At 71.0% G+C, this 20,473-nt stretch carries 16 protein-coding genes; 10 read left to right on the top strand and 6 right to left on the bottom strand.

Translation table 11 applies throughout. From position 1 onward, the window contains the following. The first annotated feature begins 3 nt into the window (after positions 1 to 3). Together yicI and GUY59_RS13685 are read left to right on the top strand one after the other, a co-directional pair. On the top strand, positions 4 to 2,322 hold the full coding sequence (yicI, locus tag GUY59_RS13690; RefSeq protein WP_138200275.1) for an alpha-xylosidase: 2,319 nt from the start codon (positions 4 to 6) through the stop codon (positions 2,320 to 2,322). Then, positions 2,319 to 3,710 (top strand): GH1 family beta-glucosidase, encoded by a 1,392-nt coding sequence (locus GUY59_RS13685; protein WP_138200274.1) that lies wholly within the window; start codon positions 2,319 to 2,321, stop codon positions 3,708 to 3,710. Before yicI ends, GUY59_RS13685 begins: the two co-directional genes overlap by 4 nt. Here GUY59_RS13685 and GUY59_RS13680 read toward each other — a convergent pair. The 5 genes from GUY59_RS13680 to GUY59_RS13660 all read right to left on the bottom strand — a co-directional run bounded on the left by GUY59_RS13680 (position 3,707) and on the right by GUY59_RS13660 (position 9,718). Continuing rightward, the gene (locus tag GUY59_RS13680; protein WP_138200273.1) at positions 3,707 to 4,537 is read right to left on the bottom strand and encodes an SAM-dependent methyltransferase; all 831 of its coding nucleotides are present in this window, start codon (positions 4,535 to 4,537) and stop codon (positions 3,707 to 3,709) included. The genes GUY59_RS13685 and GUY59_RS13680 overlap by 4 nt on opposite strands. A gap of 259 nt (positions 4,538 to 4,796) precedes the next feature. Then, positions 4,797 to 5,837: a 5-methyltetrahydropteroyltriglutamate--homocysteine methyltransferase gene (locus tag GUY59_RS13675; RefSeq protein ID WP_138200272.1), complete on the bottom strand. Its 1,041-nt coding sequence runs from the start codon at positions 5,835 to 5,837 to the stop codon at positions 4,797 to 4,799. A 37-nt stretch (positions 5,838 to 5,874) separates the two neighbouring features. Then, positions 5,875 to 6,522: a nitroreductase family protein gene (locus tag GUY59_RS13670; protein WP_138200271.1), complete on the bottom strand. Its 648-nt coding sequence runs from the start codon at positions 6,520 to 6,522 to the stop codon at positions 5,875 to 5,877. A 71-nt stretch (positions 6,523 to 6,593) separates the two neighbouring features. Beyond that, complete coding sequence (locus GUY59_RS13665; RefSeq protein ID WP_138200270.1) at positions 6,594 to 7,718, bottom strand: glycoside hydrolase family 53 protein; 1,125 nt, start codon at positions 7,716 to 7,718, stop codon at positions 6,594 to 6,596. Beyond that, positions 7,715 to 9,718, bottom strand: a complete 2,004-nt coding sequence (locus GUY59_RS13660) for a beta-galactosidase (protein WP_138200269.1) — start codon at positions 9,716 to 9,718, stop codon at positions 7,715 to 7,717. The genes GUY59_RS13665 and GUY59_RS13660 overlap by 4 nt, the downstream gene beginning before the upstream one ends. Positions 9,719 to 9,895: 177 nt before the next feature. On the opposite strand from GUY59_RS13660, the gene GUY59_RS13655 reads away from it, so the two are divergent. From GUY59_RS13655 to GUY59_RS13635, 5 genes are all read left to right on the top strand, one after another. Beyond that, complete coding sequence (locus GUY59_RS13655; RefSeq protein WP_138200268.1) at positions 9,896 to 11,224, top strand: ABC transporter substrate-binding protein; 1,329 nt, start codon at positions 9,896 to 9,898, stop codon at positions 11,222 to 11,224. Then, positions 11,221 to 12,105 carry a carbohydrate ABC transporter permease gene (locus GUY59_RS13650; protein WP_138200267.1) on the top strand — a complete coding sequence of 295 codons (885 nt, stop codon included), beginning with the start codon at positions 11,221 to 11,223 and terminating at the stop codon, positions 12,103 to 12,105. Before GUY59_RS13655 ends, GUY59_RS13650 begins: the two co-directional genes overlap by 4 nt. After that, on the top strand, positions 12,105 to 12,989 hold the full coding sequence (locus tag GUY59_RS13645) for a carbohydrate ABC transporter permease (protein ID WP_138200266.1): 885 nt from the start codon (positions 12,105 to 12,107) through the stop codon (positions 12,987 to 12,989). The genes GUY59_RS13650 and GUY59_RS13645 overlap by 1 nt, the downstream gene beginning before the upstream one ends. Next, the gene (locus GUY59_RS13640) at positions 12,986 to 13,981 is read left to right on the top strand and encodes a LacI family DNA-binding transcriptional regulator (protein ID WP_212746163.1); all 996 of its coding nucleotides are present in this window, start codon (positions 12,986 to 12,988) and stop codon (positions 13,979 to 13,981) included. The genes GUY59_RS13645 and GUY59_RS13640 overlap by 4 nt, the downstream gene beginning before the upstream one ends. A 121-nt stretch (positions 13,982 to 14,102) precedes the next feature. Further along, positions 14,103 to 14,933 carry an SAM-dependent methyltransferase gene (locus GUY59_RS13635; protein WP_138200264.1) on the top strand — a complete coding sequence of 277 codons (831 nt, stop codon included), beginning with the start codon at positions 14,103 to 14,105 and terminating at the stop codon, positions 14,931 to 14,933. 328 nt (positions 14,934 to 15,261) lie between these two features. Here the strand turns inward: GUY59_RS13635 and GUY59_RS13630 are convergent, their stop codons facing one another. Next, positions 15,262 to 16,113, bottom strand: coding sequence for an NAD-dependent protein deacetylase (locus tag GUY59_RS13630; RefSeq protein WP_138200263.1), 852 nt, complete (start codon positions 16,111 to 16,113; stop codon positions 15,262 to 15,264). Positions 16,114 to 16,220: 107 nt separating this feature from the next. Here GUY59_RS13630 and GUY59_RS13625 point away from each other — a divergent pair, with 107 nt between their 5' ends. From GUY59_RS13625 to GUY59_RS13615, 3 genes are all read left to right on the top strand, one after another. After that, on the top strand, positions 16,221 to 17,384 hold the full coding sequence (locus GUY59_RS13625) for a pyridoxal phosphate-dependent aminotransferase (RefSeq protein ID WP_201760837.1): 1,164 nt from the start codon (positions 16,221 to 16,223) through the stop codon (positions 17,382 to 17,384). A 105-nt stretch (positions 17,385 to 17,489) separates the two neighbouring features. Then, a complete protein-coding gene (locus GUY59_RS13620) occupies positions 17,490 to 19,793 on the top strand; it encodes an ATP-binding cassette domain-containing protein (RefSeq protein WP_138200262.1) in 2,304 nt (767 codons plus the stop codon). Positions 19,794 to 19,797: 4 nt separating this feature from the next. Beyond that, positions 19,798 to 20,454, top strand: a complete 657-nt coding sequence (locus GUY59_RS13615; RefSeq protein WP_138200261.1) for a shikimate kinase — start codon at positions 19,798 to 19,800, stop codon at positions 20,452 to 20,454. Positions 20,455 to 20,473: the final 19 nt, after the last annotated feature.

Here is a 20,473-nt window from a genome sequence, read left to right as displayed (position 1 = left end):
ACGATGAAGTTCAAGGACGGCTACTGGCGGATGCGCCCGGGGGTGCGGGGCGACTACGCCGCCTGCGCCCACGACGTGAGCGCCGACGCGGGCTCGCTGCGGGTGCTCGCCCCCACGAGGGAGATCACCCGCCGCGGCCACACCCTCGACGGCCCGGTGCTGCGGCTCGACCTGTCGTCGCCGATGCCGGACGTGATCAGGGTCCGTACGGTGCACTTCGCCGGGTCGGTCCCGGACGCGCCCGTCTTCGAGGTGCGCGACGAGCGGCCCGAGGCGCGGGTCGCCGTGGACGGCGAGACCGCGAGCCTGACCAGCGGCGGCCTCACCGTACGGGTGCGCAGGGACGCGCCGTGGGAGATGACCTTCAGCGCCGCCGGCCGCGAGCTGACCCGCAGCGCCGGCAAGAGCCTCGGCGTGATGCACGACGCGCAGGCCCGGCACTTCATGATCGAGCAGCTGCGCCTGAGCGCCGGGGAACTCGTGTACGGCCTCGGCGAGCGCTTCGGCCCTCTGGTGCGCAACGGGCAGTCGGTGGACGTCTGGAACGAGGACGGCGGCACCAGCAGCGAGATGGCCTACAAGAACGTGCCCTTTTACCTCACCAACCGCGGCTACGGGGTGTTCGTCAACCATCCCGGCCGGGTGTCGTTCGAGGTGGGCTCGGAGTCGGTGTCGCGGGTGCAGTTCAGCGTCGAGGGCCACGACCTGGAGTACCTCGTCGTTCACGGGCCGACGCCGGCCGACATCCTGCGCCGCTACACGGCGCTGACCGGCCGCCCCGCGCTGCCGCCCGCGTGGTCGTTCGGGCTGTGGTTGTCGACGTCGTTCACCACCGACTACGACGAGGCCACGGTGACGTCGTTCGTGGACGGGATGGCCGAGCGGGACCTGCCGCTGAGCGTCTTCCACTTCGACTGCTTCTGGATGCGGCGTTACCGGTGGTGCGACTTCGAGTGGGACCCGGAGGTGTTCCCCGACCCGAGGGGCATGCTGCGCCGGCTCAAGGAGCGCGGGCTGCGGGTGTGCGTGTGGATCAATCCGTACATCGGGCAGGCGTCGGCGTTGTTCGACGAGGGCGCCGCCGCCGGGCACCTGCTGCGCCGCCGCGACGGGACCGTCTGGCAGGATGACCACTGGCAGGCCGGCCGGGCGCTGGTGGACTTCACCTCCACCGCCGCCAGGGAATGGTACGCGGCGAAGCTGCGCGGGCTGCTCGACATGGGGGTGGACGCGTTCAAGACCGACTTCGGGGAGCGCATCCCGACCGACGTGGTCTACGCCGACGGCTCCGACCCCGAGCGGATGCACAACTACTACAGCCTGGTCTACAACGAGACCGTGCACCGGGTGCTGGCCGAGCGGGGCGCGCCCGTGCTGTTCGCCCGGTCGGCCACCGTGGGCGGGCAGCGCATGCCGGTGCACTGGGGCGGCGACTGCGAGTCGACGTTCGAGGCGATGGCCGAGTCGCTGCGGGGCGGCCTGTCGCTGGGCCTGGCCGGGTTCGGGTTCTGGAGCCACGACATCGGCGGCTTCGAGGGGCGGCCCGATCCGGCGGTGTTCAAGCGGTGGGTGGCCTTCGGGCTGCTGTCGTCGCACAGCCGGCTGCACGGCAGCGGGTCCTACCGGGTGCCGTGGTCGTTCGACGAGGAGTCGGTCGACGTGCTGCGCGCGTTCACCCGGCTCAAGGCGCGGCTGATGCCCTACCTGTACACCGCCGCCGTCCAGGCCGCCCAGGACGGCCTGCCGGTGATGCGGGCGATGCAACTGGAGTTCCCCGATGACCGGGCCTGTGACCACCTGGACGCCCAGTACATGCTGGGGCCGGACCTGCTGGTGGCGCCGGTGATGTCCGCTGATGGCGACATTTCCTATTACGTCCCCGAGGGGGTGTGGACCCGGCTGCTCGACGGCGCGACCGTCACCGGGCCCGGCTGGCGTACCGAACGGCACGGGTTCGACAGCCTGCCGCTGCTGGTGCGGCCCGGCGCGGTGCTGCCGCTCGGAGCCCGCGACGACCGGCCCGACTACGACTACGCCGACGGCGTCACCCTGCGGGCCGGCCACCTCGCCGACGGCGAGAGCCGCACGGTCACGGTGCCCACGCCCGTGGACGGCGGCGTCGCCACGGTGTTCGAGGTCTCGCGCACGGGCGATCGGGTACGCGCCCGACGCGTCCTCGGCGCCCCCGCGCCCTGGAATCTGCTGCTCGCCGGGGTGCGCGAGGCTCTGCACCCCGACCTTGAGACGACCCCCGGCGGCGTGCGGGTGGCCGCCGGGCCCGGCACCGACGACATCGAGATCATCCTCCGAGGAGCAGCATGATCACCTTTCCCGAGAACTTCCTGTGGGGCACCGCCACCGCCGCCTACCAGGTGGAGGGCGCCTGGAACGAGGACGGCAGGGGCCCGTCGATCTGGGACACCTTCTCCCACACCCCCGGCCTCGTCACGAACGGCGACACCGGCGACGTGGCCTGCGACCATTACCACCGCCTGGAGGAGGACCTCGACACGCTGGCCGCGCTGGGCGTCGGCGCCTACCGTTTCTCCGTCTCCTGGCCGCGCGTGCAGCCCGGCGGCAGCGGCCCGGTCAACCGGCCGGGACTCGACTTCTACTCCCGCCTGGTGGACGGCCTGCTCGCCAGAGACATCGCGCCCGTGGCCACGCTCTACCACTGGGACCTGCCGCAGGAGTTGGAGGACGCGGGCGGCTGGCCGAACCGCGACACGGCGGAGCGCTTCGCCGAGTACGCCCGGCTCATGGGCGACGCGCTCGGCGACCGCGTGCACACCTGGATCACGCTGAACGAGCCGTGGTGCTCGGCCTACCTCGGCTACGCCTCCGGCGTGCACGCACCCGCGCGGACCGAACCCGCCGCCGCGCTGGCCGCGCTGCACCACCTCAACCTCGGCCACGGCCTGGCCGTCCAGGCGCTGCGCACCACCGCCGCCTCCTCCGCGCAGATGTCGGTCACGCTCAACCTGCACCACGTGCGCGGCGTGTCCGAGCGCGACGCCGACGCCGTGCGGCGCGCGGACGCGCTGGCCAACCGGGCCTTCCTCGGCCCCATGCTGGAGGGTGCCTACCCGCGCGACCTCATCGCCGACACCGCCTCGGTGACCGACTGGTCGTTCGTTCGCGACGGCGACGAGGCCGCCGCGTGCCGGTCGCTGGACGTGCTCGGGGTCAACTACTACAACCCCACCCTCGTACGCCAGTGGGACGGCTCCTCGCGGCGGGAGACCGCCGACGGGCACCAGGACGGAACGGCCTCCCCGTGGATCGCGTGCGAGGACGTCGAGTTCGTCCGCCAGCCGGGGCCGTACACCGAGATGGGCTGGAACATCGACGAGAGCGGCCTGACCGAGCTGCTGCTGCGGCTGCACCGTGACCACCCCGGCCTGCCCCTCGTGATCACCGAGAACGGGGCCGCGTTCGCCGACGTCGTGGACGCCGACGGGCGCATCCGTGACGAGCGCCGCATCGACTACCTGCGCCGCCACCTGACGGCCGTGACCGAGGCGATCGCGGCCGGGGCGGACGTGCGGGGTTACTTCGTGTGGTCGCTGATGGACAACTTCGAGTGGGCGCACGGGTACGCCAAGCGGTTCGGCATCGTACGGGTGGACCGTGACACCATGCGGCGCACCTGGAAGGACAGCGCCCACTGGTACCGCGAGGTGGTCGCCACCGGCAAGCTGCCGTCCTAGGGTTTGCGGGCCACGCCTCCGACGAAGGTGTGGTAGGTGACGCCCGGCGTCGCGTGGTCGTCGGCGCCGGGCCGCCACTCAGGCAGCGGCACCAGGCCGGGCTCCAGCAGGTCCAGTCCGCCGAAGAAGGCGAGGATCTCCTCGCGGGTGCGCCAGCGACCGGTGCCGAGGTGCTCGTTGAAGAGCCTCTCCGCGGCGTACGCCTGTCGCGACACCTCGGGCATGGCCTCGCCCGGGTTGCGGAAGTGCGAGATCACCACGTGACTGCCCGGGGCGAGCGGCCGGACGAGCCGGGCCACGATGCCGGCCGGGTCCTCGTCGTCGCGCAGGTGGTGCAGGATCGCGTACATCAGCAGCCCGACCGGCTCGGAGAAGTCGATGAGGCCGCGCGTGTTCCTGTCGGCGAGGATGGCCTCGGGGTCACGGGCGTCGGCTTCGATGATCGTGGTGGTCTGGTCGACGGCCAGCAGCGCGCGGCCGTGCACGAGCACGATCGGGTCGTGGTCGACGTAGACGACGCGGGAGCGCGGGGCGACGGCCTGGGCGATCTCGTGCACGTTGCCCTGCGTCGGCAGGCCCGAGCCGAGGTCCAGGAACTGGCGGATGCCGGCCTCCGCCGCCAGGTGGTGCACGGTGCGGCGGAGGAACTCCCTGTTGGCTCTGGCCGACTCGGGCGCGTCCGGCGCGATCTTCAGCGCCATGGCGGCCATCTGGCGGTCGACCTCGTAGTTGTCCTTGCCGCCGAGCATGTGGTCGTAGACGCGGGAGACGCTGGGCTTGCTGGTGTCGATACCGGGCGGGGCTTTTTCCTGCTCGCTCTCGGACACGGCCGGCTCCTCGGATGGTCATGGGGTGCTAGGCCCATGATCCTAGATCGACATCCTCATATATGCGGACATTTCATGACCAAAGGACCGCCCTCTGGGAGGCGGCCAGCCGCCGCTCCGCCGCAGGCACACACCAGGGTGGTCGTGGTGAGGAGGCCCCGCCCAGGCGTCCACGTCCCCCGCCGCCGCACGGGCGCGCAGCCCCGGCGTGCCGCATACGATCATGGTGAAGGAGCGGCGCCCTCACGCGCCGGCGCGGTCATGATCGGCCGAGCTCTTCCCGCAGCAGGCGGGCCGCGCCCGCCATGGCGCGCATCTTGCCCTCCGCCGACTCCCTGGGCAGATATTTCATCCCGCAGTCCGTGGCGATGACGACGCGCTCGGGCGGCACCCGGTCGAACGCCTTGCGCACCCGATCCGCCACCACCTCGACCGGCTCGACGTCGGACGTGGACAGATCGATCACCCCGAGGATGACGGTCTTGTCCTTCAGGTCGGACAGCACCCCCAGGTCGAGACCGGACTGGGCGGTCTCTATCGACACCTGCTCGACCGGGCAGCCGGCCAGCTCGGGCAGGAACGAGTACGCCTCGGGCCGCTCATGGATGATCGCCGCGTACCCGAAGCAGATGTGCACCGCGGTCGTGCCGGTGACGCCGTCGAGCGCGGCGTTCAGCGCGGCCAGCCCGTAGGCGCGCGCGTGGTCAGGCCTGGCCTGCATGTACGGCTCGTCGATCTGGACGATGTCCGCGCCCGCGGCGAACAGGTCGCGGATCTCGGCGTTGACGGCCGCCGCGTAGTCCATCGCGGCCGCCTCGGCGTCGGGATAGTGCTCGTTCTGGGCCTGCTGGCTCATCGTGAACGGGCCCGGCACCGTCATCTTGATCGTGCGGTCGGTGTGGGCGCGCAGGAACCGAAGGTCGTCCACCTCGATCGGGCGGGTGCGGCGGATCGGGCCGACGATGCGCGGCACCGGGTTGGGGTGCCCGCTGCGGTCGAGCGCCGTGCCCGGATTGTCGATGTCGATGCCGTCGAGGGCCGTGGCGAAGTGGTTGGAGTAGCTCTCGCGCCGGATCTCGCCGTCGGTGACGATGTCCAGCCCGGCGCGCTCCTGCGCCCTGATGGCCAGCTCGGTGGCGTCGTCCTGGGCCTGGGCGAGCAGCTCGGGCGCGACGCGCCACAGCTCCCTGGCCCGCACCCGCGGGGGGAACCGCTCGGCCAGCCGGGCGCGGTCGATCAGCCATTCGGGCTGGGCGTAGCTTCCGACCAGGGACGTCGGCAACGTGGGCAGGGGGATCACGGGCTCTCCTTCACATAGGTGGTGCTACGGCTGCGGCTTACCAGCGATCGAGGTGGAGCACCTCGTCGAGCGGCTGCCGATGGGCGGGCCTGAACGTCTCACCCGTGTAGTAGGCGGTGGGGATGAGCACGCCCTGGCGGACGTCGGCGGGGATGCCGAGCAGCTCGGCGATCTCGCTCTCGTACGCCAGGTGCAGGGACGTCCAGGCGGTGCCGAGGCCCCGGGCGCGGGCGGCCAGCATATAGCTCCACGCCGCGGGCAGCAGCGAACCCCAGAGCCCGGCCTGGTTGCCCTCGGGGAGCCCGCCGGGCGTCTGGATGCACCCGAGCACCAGGACCGGCACGTCGCCCATGCGCTCGCTCAGGTAGCCGGCGCTCTCGGAGACCCGCCGCTGGGTGGCGGCCCGCGCCGGATCGTCCTCGAACAACGACCCGGCCGAGCCGCCCGAGGCCCGGTACGCGCCGAACGAGCGCCGGTAGTAGCCGCCGATCGCCTTGCGCAGCTCAGGATCGCTCACCACCACCCAGTGCCAGCCCTGCCGGTTGCTGCCGCTGGGCGCCTGAAGCGCGACCTCCAGGCACTCGCGCACCAGCTCCGCAGGCACGGGACGGGTAAGATCGAGGCGCTTGCGCACGCTTCGGGTGGTGGTGAGCAGTTCGTCGGGGCTCAGCGGAATGATCGTCATACGGCCATCATGTCAACCCCGCCGCGTGATCCACAGGACCCCCGCGAGCCGAACCCGGCCGGGCTCCGCGCTCAGAGGCGGCCGAGCGTCTCCATCGCGGGCAGCGCGCGGTCGTCATAGCCGAACAGCGCCTGGTTCTCCCAGGCGTTGCCCGACGACGGGTCGGCCGGATCCCAGCCGTTGCCGCGCACGCCGGTCCACGTGGCCTCCCACGTGAACAAACCGAGGCCCAGGCCGCCCGGCACCTGGCGGACGATTTCGGCCACGCTCGTCAGCATCGCCGCCTGCCCCTCCGGGCTCGCCCGGTAGCCGGGGTACGGCTCGGCGGCCGTGATGATGTTGGCCCAGCCGTCGTCGTCGGCCGTCGTGAACGGGTACGCGGTCTCCACCACGACCACCGGCTTGCCGTACCTTGCGGCCACGTCGTTGATGTTGGCCCTGAACGTCTCCAGCGTGCCGTGCCAGTAGGCGTAGTACGACATCCCGATCACGTCGTGGCGCACGCCGTTCGCGTTCGCGTTGTCGAACCACCACCGGTAGAGGCCGTTGTCGCCGCCGTCGGCCAGGTGCAGCACGACCTTGGTCGAACCCGACACCCGCTTGACCGCGTCGTAGCCGGCGTTCAGCAGCGCCGCCGTGTTCGGCCAGGTCGAGGTGGAGCCGTCGGGCCAGAGCAGGCCGCCGTTGATCTCGTTGCCGACCTGCACCATGTCGGCCGTGGTGCCCTGGCGGCGCAGCGCGTCGAGCACATCGTACGTGTGGTCGTACACGGCCTGCCTGAGCCGGTCGAACGGCAGCGACTCCCAGGCGGCGGGTTTGTACTGCTTGCCCGGGTCGGCCCACGTGTCGGAGTAGTGGAAGTCGATGAGGAGCTTCATGCCCTGGGCCTTGGCTCGCCTGGCCAGGCCCAGCACCTGCGTCTTGGTGTTGTAGCCGTCGGCCGGGTCCACCCAGACCTTGAGCCTGACGTGGTTGAGGCCGGCCCGCGACAGGATGCGCAGCGCGTCGCCGGTGCGGCCGCGGGCGTCGCGGTAGACGCCGCCGAGCGCCTCCGACTTGGCCAGGCTGGAGACGTCGGCGCCCCTGATCTGCAGCGCCGCCCCGGACGTACCGGCGTGCGCGGGCTGGACGGCTGGCTGGACGATGGGCTGCACCGCTGCGGCGACCAGCAGCAGTGCGGTGAGTAACCGTTTCATCGCATCTCCCTGGGGATGGGGGTTTCGGCGACGACGGTGACCGCGCCGGGCGCGACGGTGACCGCGCCGTCGTGCCGTACGCCGTCGAACACGCTGACGCCGCTCACCCCCTCGACCGTCACGGGCTCGTCGCCGTGGTTGATCAGGAAGACGTGGCCGCCCCTGCGCACCAGTTCGAGGGTCTCGGGCAGGCCGCGCGGCCGGGACACGTCCGCGTGGTCGAGCACCTGCGCGAGCAGGCCGCACAGGCCGGCGACGGGTGCCGTGGCGAGGTACCAGGCGGTGCCGGCGCCGAGGTCGTGACGGGTGAAGGCGGGGTGTCCCGCGTCGGGCCCGCCGGAGAAGGAGCGCACGGTGACCGCGCCGGCCGGGCGGACCCGCTCCGACCAGACGCGGGCGGTGAGGCTCGCGGGGCCGTCCAGCTCGACCGTCTCGTGCTCGCGCAGCGGGTGGAACTCCTCGATGGACAGGCCGAGCAGCTCGCGCAGCGCGCCGGGATAGGCGCCCGGGTGGAGGGTGTCGTGCTGGTCCACGATGCCGGAGAAGTACGACACGAGCAGGTGGCCGCCTGCTTCGACGTACCGGTGGAGGTTCTTGGCGGAGGCTTCGGTGAGGAGGTACGAGCTGGGCGCGACCACCAGCCGATAACCCGAAATATCGGCGGAAGGGTGGACGAAGTCCACCGTCACGTGCTCCCGCCACAACGCCTCGTAGAAGGCGTCCATCCGCTCACGGAACGTCAGGTCCACCGACGGCCGCCAGTCCAGCTCCAGCGCCCAGTACGACTCCCAGTCCCAGACGATCGCCACCTCGGCCCGCACCCGGCCGCCCCTGACGCCGGCCAGCGCGCGCAGGTCGGCGCCCAGCCGCACCACCTCGCGCCACTGCTCGGAGTCGGTCCCCGCGTGCGGGACCAGGCCCGAGTGGAACTTCTCCGCCCCGAACCGCGAGGCCCGCCACTGGAAGAACAGCACGCTGTCCGAGCCGCGGGCGACGTGCGCGAGGCTGTTGCGGCGCAGCTCGCCCGGCCGTTTGGCGAGGTTGCGCGGCTGCCAGTTGACCGCGCCCGCCGAGTGCTCCATGAGCATCCACGGCGCCCCGCCGGCGACCGAGCGGGCCAGGTCGGCGGACATCGCCAGGTCGATGTGGTTGTCGGGCAGCTCGGCCTTCAGGTAGTGGTCGTTGGCGATCACGTCGACCTCGCGGGCCCACCGCCACAGGTCGGTGGACTTGCAGTTGACCGTGCCGGCGAAGTTCGTGGTCACCGGGACGCCCGGGGTGAACTCGCGCAGGATGTCGCGCTGGAGCGCGTAGTGCTCGCGGTGCTGGCCGTCGCTGAAGCGGGCGTAGTCGAGCCGCTGGGCCGGGTTGAGCACCGTGTGGTTGGCGCGCGGGGCGTCGATCTCGGACCAGTCGGTGTAGGTCTGTCCCCAGAACGTGGTGCCCCAGGCGTCGTTCAACGCCGCGAGGTCGCGGTACGTCCGGCGCAGCCAGCCGCGCCAGGCCGCCACGCTGTGCCCGCAGTAACACTCGCCCAGCGGGGCTCCGTACTCGTTGTGCACGTGCCACATGACCACGGCGGGATGGCCGCGGTAGTGCTCGCCCAGCGCGCGCACCAGGCGCGCGGTCGCCTCGCGGAAGGCCGGGGCGCTGGAGCAGGCGCTCTGCCTGCCGCCGAACCCGATCCGCGTGCCCTCCCTGGTCACCGGCAGCACGTCGGGATGCCGGGCGACGAACCAGGCGGGCGGCGCGGCGGTGGGCGTGGCCAGGTCGACCGCGACGCCCGCCTCGTGCAACCGGTCGACGACCTCGTCCAGCCGGCCGAACGTGTAGCGCCCCTCCTCGGGCTCCATCGACGCCCACGTGAACATGCCCAGGCTGACCAGGTTGACCCCGGCCTCGCGCATCAGGGCCACGTCCTCGTCGAGGATCTCGCGCGGCCACTGCTCTGGGTTGTAGTCCCCGCCAAAGGCGATACCGGCAGGACGCTCCGGATACATCCATCCCCCTCGAAATACTTCTGTGAACGTGCACAGTAAGGCACGCTGCCGAACATAGGAACCGTCACCGTGCAAATCACCGCGAAGGCGGAAATTAACGAGAGCGTAACAACCCCTTGACGGCCTTTTCCGCCCTCATCCAGTCTGTGCACGTTCACAGAACTTCTGGAGGTACGCATGCGCGCCAACCGCCTTGGAGCAGCCCTGGCCGTCGCACTCTCGGTGACCTGCGTGTCGGGCGCCCTCGTGGGCTGCGGGTCCGGCGAGCCCGCCGGGAGCCCCGAGGCGGCGCCGGAGACGGCCGCCCCGCGGGGGCCCGTCAAGCTCACGTACTGGGCCTGGGCCCCCAACATGGACAAGATCGTCAAGGTCTGGAACGCCGCCAATCCCGACATCCAGGTGACGGTCAGCAAGCAGGCCGGCGGCGACGACGCGGCCGCGAAATACCTCACGGCCGCCAAGGCCGGCAACCCGCCCGACCTGGTACAGGCGGAATACCAGCACCTGCCGTCGTTCATCGCCGCCGACGCCGTGGCCGACCTCAAGGCCGAGACCGCCCCGATCAGGGGCGAGTTCTCCGACGGCCTGTGGAACCTCGTCACCCTCGGCACCGACGCGGTCTACGGCGTCCCCCAGGACAGCGGCCCGATGATGCTCTTCTACCGCAAGGACCTGTTCGACGAGTACGGCATCGAGGTCCCGGAGACCTGGCGGGACTACGCCGAGGCGGCCCGCACGGTGCGCAAGAAGGACCCCAAGGCGTACCTGGGCACGTTCTCCAGCAAGGACCCGGGAGCGTTCACAGGCCTCGCCCAGCAGGCCGGAGCGCAGTGGTGGTCGATCAGCGGCGAGTCGTGGAAGGTCAACGTCGCCGACGAGCCCACCAGGAAGGTCGCCGACTACTGGGGCGGGCTCGTCAAGGAGGGCGCCATCGACGACATGCCGTACTTCACCCCCGAATGGAACAAGGCGCTCAACGACGGCAAGCTGCTGACCTGGCCGTCGGCCGTGTGGGCGCCCGGCGTGTTGTCGAGCAACGCGCCCAAGGCCAAGGGCAGGTGGGCCGTCGCGCCGCTCCCCCAGTGGAACGCCGGCGAGAGCTTCAGCGGCTTCTGGGGCGGCTCGTCCACCGCCGTCTCGGCCAGGACGCCGCACAAGGCCGCCGCCGCGAAGTTCGCCACGTGGCTCAACACCGACCAGCAGGCCATCGACCTGCTCGTCAAGGAGGCCGCGATCTACCCGGCCACGACCAAGGCGCAGTCGGCGCTCGGTGAGGCGCCCGCCTACTTCTCCAACCAGCCCGACTTCTGGCAGCAGGCCGCCACCGTGTCCGCGGGTGCGCGCGGCTTCACCTTCGGGCCGAACGTCGGCGTGACGTACAACGCCTTCAAGGACGGCTTCGACAAGGCGCTGCAGGACGGCACGCCGTTCTCCGCGGCCGTGCGGGCCATGCAGGACGCCACGGTCGCCGACATGCGCAAGTCCGGCTTCCAGATCGCGCCATGAGGCGTCCGCGAAGGGGGGCGTGGCCGTACCTGTTCCTGACCCCCGCCATCGTGTTGTTCACGCTCTTCCTCGCGGTGCCCATCGCCTACACCGTCTACCTGGCGATGCACAGGACCAGGGTGTCCGGGCTCGGGCTCGGGAAAGGCGCGCGCCGCGAGGTCTTCGTCGGGTTCGACAACTTCGCCGCCGCCCTGGCCGACGCCGAGTTGTGGCAGGGCTGGCTGCGGGTGCTCGGGTACGGCGCGCTGGTGCTGGTCGTGATGCTCGGCCTGGCGCTGCTGTTCGCCCTGCTGCTGGACTCGGCGCGGGTGCGGCTGGCCCGCTTCTCCCGGATCGCGATCTTCCTGCCGTACGCGGTGCCGGGGGTGGCCGCCACCCTGCTGTGGGGGTTCCTCTACCTGCCCTCGCTCAGCCCGCTCAAGGCGGTTCTCGACGTCGACTACCTGGGCGCGACCACCGTCACGTACTCCATGGCGAACGTGGCCGTGTGGGGCGGGACCGGCTTCAACATGCTCGTGCTCTACACCGCGCTCCGGGCGATCCCCCGCGACCTGTACGAGGCCGCCCGCCTCGACGGCGCCTCCGAGGTGCAGACCGCGCTCCGGGTCAAGATCCCGATGCTGACCCCCGCGATCGTCCTCACCACCGTGTTCTCGATCATCGCTACCATCCAGGTGTTCACCGAGCCCACCGCGCTCCGGCCGCTGACGAACACGATCAGCTCGACGTGGAGCCCGCTCATGAAGGTCTACCGCGACGCCTTCGTCACCGGCGACCTGTACTCGGCCGCCGCCACCTCGATCGTCATCGCGGCGATCTCTCTCTTCCTGTCGTTCGGCTTCCTGCGCGTGGTCCGCGACCGCGCCTTCAGGGAGGGCTGATGGCCGGGGTCACCGCCGCCACCGCACACCGCCGCCGCGCGCACGGCGCGTTCGCGGGCAGGCCGTGGGGGGTGGCGCCCACGGCGCTGCTCCTCCTCGGCGCGATCTACTGCCTGTTCCCCGTGTTCTGGGTGCTGATAGCGGCCACCAAGTCGCCCGGCGAGCTGTTCAGCACCCCGACGCTCGCGTTCGGCACCGGCTTCTTCGACAACGTCGCGGAGTTGTTCGCCTACCGCGACGGGGTGTTCTGGCTCTGGGCGGCCAACACGCTCATCTACGCGGGCGGCGGCGCGCTGCTGTCGACCGCGGTCTCGGCCGTTTCGGGGTACGCCCTGGCGAAATACCGTTTCCCCGGCCGTAACGTGATCTTCAACCTGCTCATCGGGGGCATCCTCGTGCCCGCCGTGGTGCTGGCCATCCCGCAGTATCTGCTGTTCTCCCAGATCGGCCTGGCCGACAGCCACTGGGCCGTGCTGCTGCCGCAGATCCTGCACCCGTACGGCATCTATCTGGCCCGCGTCTACGCGGCCGCCGCGATCCCCGACTCACTGCTGGAGGCCGGGCGGATCGACGGGGCCGGCGAAGGACGCCTCATGACGCGGGTGGCGCTGCCGCTGATGGTGCCGGGCATGGTGACGATCTTCCTGTTCCAGTTCGTGGCCATCTGGAACAACTTCCTGCTGCCGTTCATCATGCTCGGCGACGACCAGAAGTTCCCGCTCACGGTCGGCCTCTTCACGCTGCTGCAGGCCGGGGCGAACCAGCCGGCCCTCTACAACCTGATCCTCACGGGCGCGCTGCTGTCGATCGTGCCCTTGATCGCGCTCTTCCTCACGATGCAGCGATACTGGAAGACCGACCTGTCCTCCGGAGCCGTCAAGTGAAACGCCCCACGATCCACGATGTCGCCGCCGCCGCGGGCGTGTCCCGCGGCACGGTGTCCCGCCTGCTCAACGGCGACAAGTACGTGAGCCCGGCGGCGCGCGTGGCCATCGAGAGGGCGATCTCCGAGACCGGCTACGTCGTCAACCGGGCCGCCCGCAGCCTGGTCACCCAGCGCACCGGCTCGGTCGTGATGGTGCTCTCGGAGCCGTACGAGAAGTTGTTCGAGGACCCCAACTACAGCACCCTCATCAGGGTCGCCATCAAGATGCTGGCCGAGCGCGACCTGTCGCTGGTCATGATGCTGGCGGGCGACGCGGCCGAGCGGGAGCGGGTGGTGCGCTACGTGCGCGGCGGCCACGCCGACGGCGTGCTGCTGGTCTCGACGCACGCGGGCGACCCCCTCGTGGAGGCGCTCGGCTCCGGGCCGCCCGCCGTCTCGTGCGGCGCCGTCATCGGCCACGAGAACGTCATCCCGTACGCCGCCGCCGACGAACGGCTCGGGGCCCGCCAGATGACCGAATACTTCGTCGCCCAGGGCCGCAGGCGCATCGCCATGATCACCGGCCCGATGGACACGCCGGGCGGCATCCAGCGGCTGGAGGGCTTCGCCGAGGTGCTGGGGCGCAAGGCCACCTCGAAGCTGATCGCGCACGGCGACTGGACCCGGGCCAGCGGCGAGCGGGCGATGGCCGAGCTGTTGGAGCGCGCGCCCGACATCGACGCCGTCTTCGTGGCCTCCGACCTGATGGCGGCGGGCGCGCTGGCGGCGTTGCGGGCGGCCGGGCGCGGCGTGCCGGGCGACGTCGCGGTGGGCGGGTTCGACGACTCCTCGGTGGCCCTGTCCACGCATCCGCCGCTGACCACGGTCCGTCAGCCGCTGACCGAAATGGCCCAGGAGACCATCCGCCTGCTGCTGGCGCTCATCGACGGGGCAGGCGACCTGGAGCCGGTGATACTCCCTACCGAACTCGTGATTCGCGAGTCCGCCTGACCCGTCCTGACATTGCCCCTGACTGTCCTTTACCCATATCGGCGAAAAGCCGTAAATATCGATAGTTCAGCGGTATGATCGCGCCAGTCGTCTTCGTGACGTTGCCCCAAAGGAGCCGACGATGGCCGAGAGCGAGCCGGCGCGCCCGCCGCAGGACGTGGACACCACCAGGCCCAGCGTCTCCCGCGTCTACGACTACATGCTCGGCGGCAAGGACAACTACGAGGCCGACCGCGTCATGGCCCGGCTCGCGCTCGAAGTCGCCCCGGACGCGCCGCAGGCGGCGCGGGCCAACAGGGAGTTCCTGAAACGCGTCGTCCGCCACCTCGCGGCGGAGGCCGGCATCCGCCAGTTCCTCGACATCGGCTCGGGCCTGCCCACGCAGGGCAACGTGCACGAGATCGCCCAGGCGTCCGCACCGGGCACGCGGGTGGTCTACGTCGACAACGACCCCATCGTCCTCGTCCACGGCCACGCCCTGCTCGCCGTCGACGACACCACCACCGTCGTCGAGGCCGACCTGCGCGAGCCCGAAGTGATCCTCGACCACCCCGAGGTCAGGAAGCTCATCGACTTCGGCGAGCCGGTGGGGCTGCTGATGCTCGCCATCCTGCACCACCTGACGGACGCCGCGAACCCGGCCGGCATCGTCGCCAGGATGCTCGCCCGCCTCCCGCCCGGCAGTCACCTGGCCGTCTCCCACTTCTGCAACCCCGGCCAGGCGCACCCGGAGGTGTCCAGGCAGGCGTACCAGGCGGAGAAGCTCTTCAACGAGCACCTGGGCGCCGGGCGGTGGCGTACCCGCGAGGAGATCCTCACCTATTTCGACGGGCTCGAGGTGCTGGAGCCCGGCCTCGTGCCCCTGCCCGAATGGCGGCCGGACCCCGGCGACCAGGCCGAGCTCGGCATCACGTACCACGCCTTCGTCGGAGCGGTGGCCCGCAAGCCATAGCGGCCGGACCTGATCATCGGGGCCGGCTCGCTCAGTTGATCACGGGAAGTCGCAGGCCGGCGGCCGGCGTGTCCCGGAGCACCGGCACGTCAGAAGCGAACAGCGGCGTCGGGCAGGGCGCCGGGGGCGCAGCTCGGCGGCTTCCCCGTCCGGTGGCAGCCGCCCCGGCCTCGGACCACGTGAAGGGCCGGTGCCCCCGAGGATGGCGGTGCTCCTCCATCTCGCCCGCACGGCCGCGTTCGAGGAAGTGGGTCCTCACAGGAACGAGGAGCCATGCGCTCCATTGCGCCGCCCGCGTGCGTGTGCTCGCCGAGCCGCCTCCGCGCCGCTACCCCGCTCGAGTGATCTCCCCGAGTTGTGCGGTGAGACCGGACAGCGTGAGGCCCAGCGGGGCGTCCACGGTGAGGGCGGCGTCGGCGTCGCCGCCGGTCGGACCCTGGTTGACGATGGCGATCGGGATGCCGAGCTCGGCGGCCCTGGTGACGAACCGCAGCCCCGACCTGACCTTGAGCGAGGAGCCGAGCACGAGCAGCGCCCGCGCCCCCGCCACCAGACCGAAACATTCGTCGACGCGGGTCCGTGGCACGTTCTCGCCGAAGAAGATCACGTCGGGCTTGAGCAACCCGCCGCACCCCGTGCAGTCGACCACCCGGAAGCCCGACACCTGCGCGTCGGTGAGCACGGCGTCGCCGTCGGGGTTGATCGCACCGGAAGCCGCCCACCCGGCGTTGGCCTCGCGCAGCCGGCGTTCCAGCTCGGCGCGGGAAGTGCGCTCCCGGCATGACAGGCAGACGACCCGGTCGAGCCCGCCGTGCAGCTCGATCACCCGCCTCGCGCCCGCCGCCTGGTGCAGCCCGTCGACGTTCTGGGTGACGATGCCGGACAGCAGGCCGCGCCGCTCCAGCTCGGCCACGGCCAGGTGCCCGGCGTTGGGCCGCGCGTCGCCGATCTGCCGCCAGCCGACGTGACTGCGCGCCCAGTAACGCCGCCGCGCCTCCGCGCTGCCGACGAACTTCTGGTACGTCATCGGCTCGGCGCGGCGCGAGCGGCCCGTCGGCCCCCGGTAGTCGGGGATGCCCGACTCGGTGGACAGGCCGGCGCCGCTGAGCACCGCCACCCCGCCCTGAGCGACCAGTCCGGTCAGCTCCGCGAGCTTCGTGGTCGTCGTCACACGATCCATGGTGCCCGACACCGCGTGGTGCGTCGCCCGCCGGGCGCCGGCGGGTGAACCGACCCCACGATCGGCGCGTACCTCCACACATCGGACACGTGTTCCATGGAGGTGTCGTGGAGCTCAGCCTCTTGCGGGCACAGGCGCACAGCCCGTCGTACTTCTCCCTCATGCGCGGCTCGGCCGGAGAGCGCGCACCGGTGGACTTCTGCATCCCGTGCAATCCCTATTTCCCGACGCCCGAGATCTTCGAGCATCTCGGGAGGAACCTGGAGACGATCCTCAAGTTCTATCCGAGCGACGCGAACACCATCGCCGAGGAGCTCTGCTCCACCCTCGGCCTGCACCCCAAGACGGTCGCCATGGGCAACGGCTCGACCGAGCTGATCACCTGGATCGACCACCTCCTGGTGCGCGAGAGCCTGGCGGTGCCGATCCCGACGTTCGGCCGCTGGACGGACCAGCCGCTGGAGACGGGCAAGCGGGTGGACATGTATCCGCTGCTGGAGAGCCGCAACTTCACGCTCGACGTGAACGACTACGTCTCGTTCATCCGTACGCGCGGCTCGCGGGTGGCGGTGATCTGCAATCCCAACAACCCTGACGGCGGCTACCTGCCCAAGCACGAGGTCCTGCGGCTCCTGGACGAGCTGATCGACCTCGACCTGGTGATCGTGGACGAGTCGTTCGGCGAGTTCGTGGACGCCGAGCCGTACCCTGGCATGTCCGCCGAGGCCGCGGTCCGGCCGAACGTGATCGTGCTACGCAGCCTGGGCAAGAGCTTCGGCCTGCACGGCATCCGCTTCGGCTACATGGTCGCCAACCCGGCGCTGGCCGGGCGGGTGCGCGACGCGCTGCCCAAGTGGAACCTCAACTCGTTCGCCGAGGTCGTGGTGTTCATGATGCGGCAGTTCTGGCCGGAATACCAGGAGAGCCTCAAGCGGCTCGGCAACGACAGGCGGGCGATGTTCCAGCAGCTCAGCACCATGCCGGGGCTGTCGGTGTTCGCGTCGCAGGGCAACTTCCTGCTGGTGAAGCTGCCGCCGGGCCACGACGGGGTGCCGCTGCGCGACCACCTTCTCACCGAGCACGGCGTGTACGTCAGGGAGTGCGGCAACAAGCTCGGCACGACCAGCCGGTTCCTGCGCCTGGTGGTGCGCCCGCAGGAGGACGTGCGGCGGCTGCTCATCGGCATGACGCAGTTCCTGTACTCGGGCAGCCTGCACGAGATCCCGGTCATCGGGCTGCACCACCGTCACGCCAACCCGCTGTCCGCCTGAACCCGGCGCCCGCCTCCGGGCGGGCGCGAACGGCCGGCCGCCGTTGTAAGCTGTCCCAGCTATCCCCTTACATCATAAACAGTCGGCCGACGACGGAAGGGTTCCGTGCTCTCCAGCCAGCAGGCAAGCGCCGTCCAGCACCACGACCACACCGCCGCTGACAGCCACGACCGCATCCAGGTCCGCGGCGCCAGGGAGAACAACCTCAAGGGCGTCTCCCTCGACATCCCCAAGCGGCGTCTCACCGTCTTCACCGGAGTGTCCGGCTCCGGCAAGTCCTCGCTCGTCTTCGACACGATCGCCGCGGAGTCCCGCCGGCTGATCGACGAGACCTACACCGCGTTCATCCAGGCCTTCATGCCGAGCCTGGCCCGCCCCGACGTCGACGCGCTGCACAACCTGAGCGCGGCGATCATCGTCGACCAGGAGCGCATGGGCGCCAACGCCCGCTCCACCGTAGGCACGGCCACCGACGCGCACACCATGCTGCGCATCGTCTTCAGCCGCCTCGGCGAGCCGCCCGCCGGCCCGGCCGGCGCTTTCAGCTTCAACACGGCCGAGGGCATGTGCCCCGGGTGCGAGGGGCTGGGCAAGGCCTCCGACATCGACGTGGACGAGCTGGTCGACCGGGAGCTGTCGCTGAACGACGGCGCCATCAAGGTCCCCGGGTACGCGGTCGACAGCTGGCCTTGGCAGGTCGTGGCCGGCTCGGGCCTGTTCGACCCCGCCGTCAGGCTGAAGGACTTCACCCCCGAGCAGTGGGAGGACCTCCTCCACAAGCCGCCCACCAAGCTCAAGTACGGCTCCAGCAACTTCACGTACGAGGGCCTCGTCCCCCGGATCAGGCGCGCCTACCTCGCCAAGGACCGCGAGTCGATGCAGCCGTCGGCGCGGGCGTTCGCCGACCGGGCGGTCAGGCTGATCCGCTGTCCCTCCTGCGCGGGCACCCGGCTGAACGAGGCCGCCCGCTCCAGCCTGGTCGACGGCAGGAGCATCGCCGACTGCTCGGCCATGCAGATCGACGACCTGGCCACCTTCGTCCGCGGCATCGCACACGAGGCCGTCGGCCCGGTGCTGGACGGCCTGCTCTCCACGCTCGACTCTCTGGTCGGGATCGGCCTCGGCTATCTCAGCCTCGACCGCGAGTCGTCCACGCTGTCGGGCGGAGAGGCGCAGCGCGTCAAGATGGTGCGCCACCTCAACTCCAGCCTGACCGACGTCACCTACGTCTTCGACGAGCCGACGGCCGGCCTGCACCCGCACGACATCCAGCGCATGAACACCCTGCTGCTCCAGCTGCGTGACAAGGGCAACACGGTGCTGGTCGTCGAGCACAAGCCGGAGACCATCGCCATCGCCGACCACGTCGTCGACCTCGGCCCAGGCGCCGGCGCGGCCGGCGGGCAGCTCTGCTACGCCGGCGACCTCGGCGGGCTGCGCACCTCCGGCACGCTGACCGGCCGCTACCTCGACCACCGGGTGCGCCTGCGCGAGAAGGTCCGCGAGCCGTCCGGGCACCTGGCGATCAGGAACGCCACCCTGCACAACTTGCGCGACGTGAGCGTGGACGTCCCGCTGGGCGTGCTGACCGTGGTCACCGGCGTGGCCGGGTCGGGCAAGAGCTCGCTGATCCACGGCTACGTCGCGGGCCGCGACGGCGTGGTGGTGGCCGACCAGTCGCCGATCCGCGGCTCGCGCAGGAGCAACCCCGCGACGTACACCGGGGTGCTCGACCCGATCCGGGCGGCGTTCGCCAAGGCGAACGGCGTCAAACCGGGCCTGTTCAGCGCCAACTCGGCGGGCGCCTGCCCGAAGTGCAAGGGCATCGGGCTCATCTACACCGACCTGGCGGTGATGGCCGAGGTGGCGTCGGTGTGCGAGGAGTGCGAGGGCAAACGGTTCACGCCCGAGGTGCTGACGTACACGTTGCGGGGCAAGAACATCAGCGAGGTGCTCGCCATGCCGGTGGCCGAGGCCCGCGACTTCTTCACCACCGGCCAGGCCCGCACGATCCTCGACCGGCTGACCTCGGTCGGCCTCGGCTACGTCGGGCTCGGCCAGCCGCTGACCACGCTGTCGGGCGGCGAGCGGCAGCGGCTCAAGCTGGCCATCAACATGGCGAAGAACGGCACCACGTACGTGCTGGACGAGCCCACGACGGGGCTGCACCTGGCGGACGTGGACCAGCTCCTGGCCCTGCTCGACCGGCTGGTGGACGACGGCAACACGGTCATCGTGATCGAGCACCACCAGGCCGTCATGGCCCACGCCGACTGGATCATCGACCTGGGGCCGGGAGCCGGACACGACGGCGGCCGGGTCGTGTTCTCCGGCACCCCCGGTGAGCTGGTCGCCACCGGTTCCTCACTGACCGCGCTCCACCTGCGCGACTACGTGGACCGGTCGTAGCAGCATGACGACGGGAAGGCCCGGCGAGGTGACGGCGCTGCGCGAGCGGCTCCGTCACGTCCGCTGGATCGGCGGTGGGAGCGGCGCCGGCAAGTCGACCGTCGCCCGCCGCATCGCGGACCGGCACGGTTTCCGCCTGTACGACACCGACGGCGTGATGCACGACCACGCGGCGCGCAGCACGCCGGGCGAGTGCCCCCATCTGCACGCGTTCATGGCCATGGACATGGACGAGCGGTGGGTGAACCGCTCGGCCGAGACCATGCTGGAGACGTTCCACTGGTTCAGGGGTGAGGGCTTCGGCCTGATCGTCGAGGACCTGCTGCGGCTCCCCCAGGAGCGTCCCGTGCTCGCCGAGGGCTTCCGACTGCTGCCGTCCCTGGTCGAGCCCCTGCTGGCCACGGCGCGGCACGGCGTCTGGCTGGTTCCGTCGCCCGGGTTCCGCCTGGACGCGTTCCGCAGCCGGGGCTCGCTCTGGCAGATCGCCGGGAGGAGCGGCGATCCGGACAGGGCGCTGCGCAACCTGCTCGAACGCGACAGGTTGTTCACCGAACGCCTCGCCGGGGAGGCACGCGGGCTCGGGCTGACCGTGATCGAGGTCGGCGGCACGATGACCGAGGACGACCTGGCCGATCGGGTGACGGCGGCGTTCGGCTTTTGAGCGGTCCTCGGGGGAGGGG

Source organism: Nonomuraea sp. K271 (genome assembly GCF_009908215.1).
Classification (GTDB): Bacteria; Actinomycetota; Actinomycetes; order Streptosporangiales; family Streptosporangiaceae; genus Nonomuraea; species Nonomuraea longispora.
Note: the sequence above shows the minus strand (reverse complement) of the source record. Positions and strands in the feature narration are given on the sequence as shown.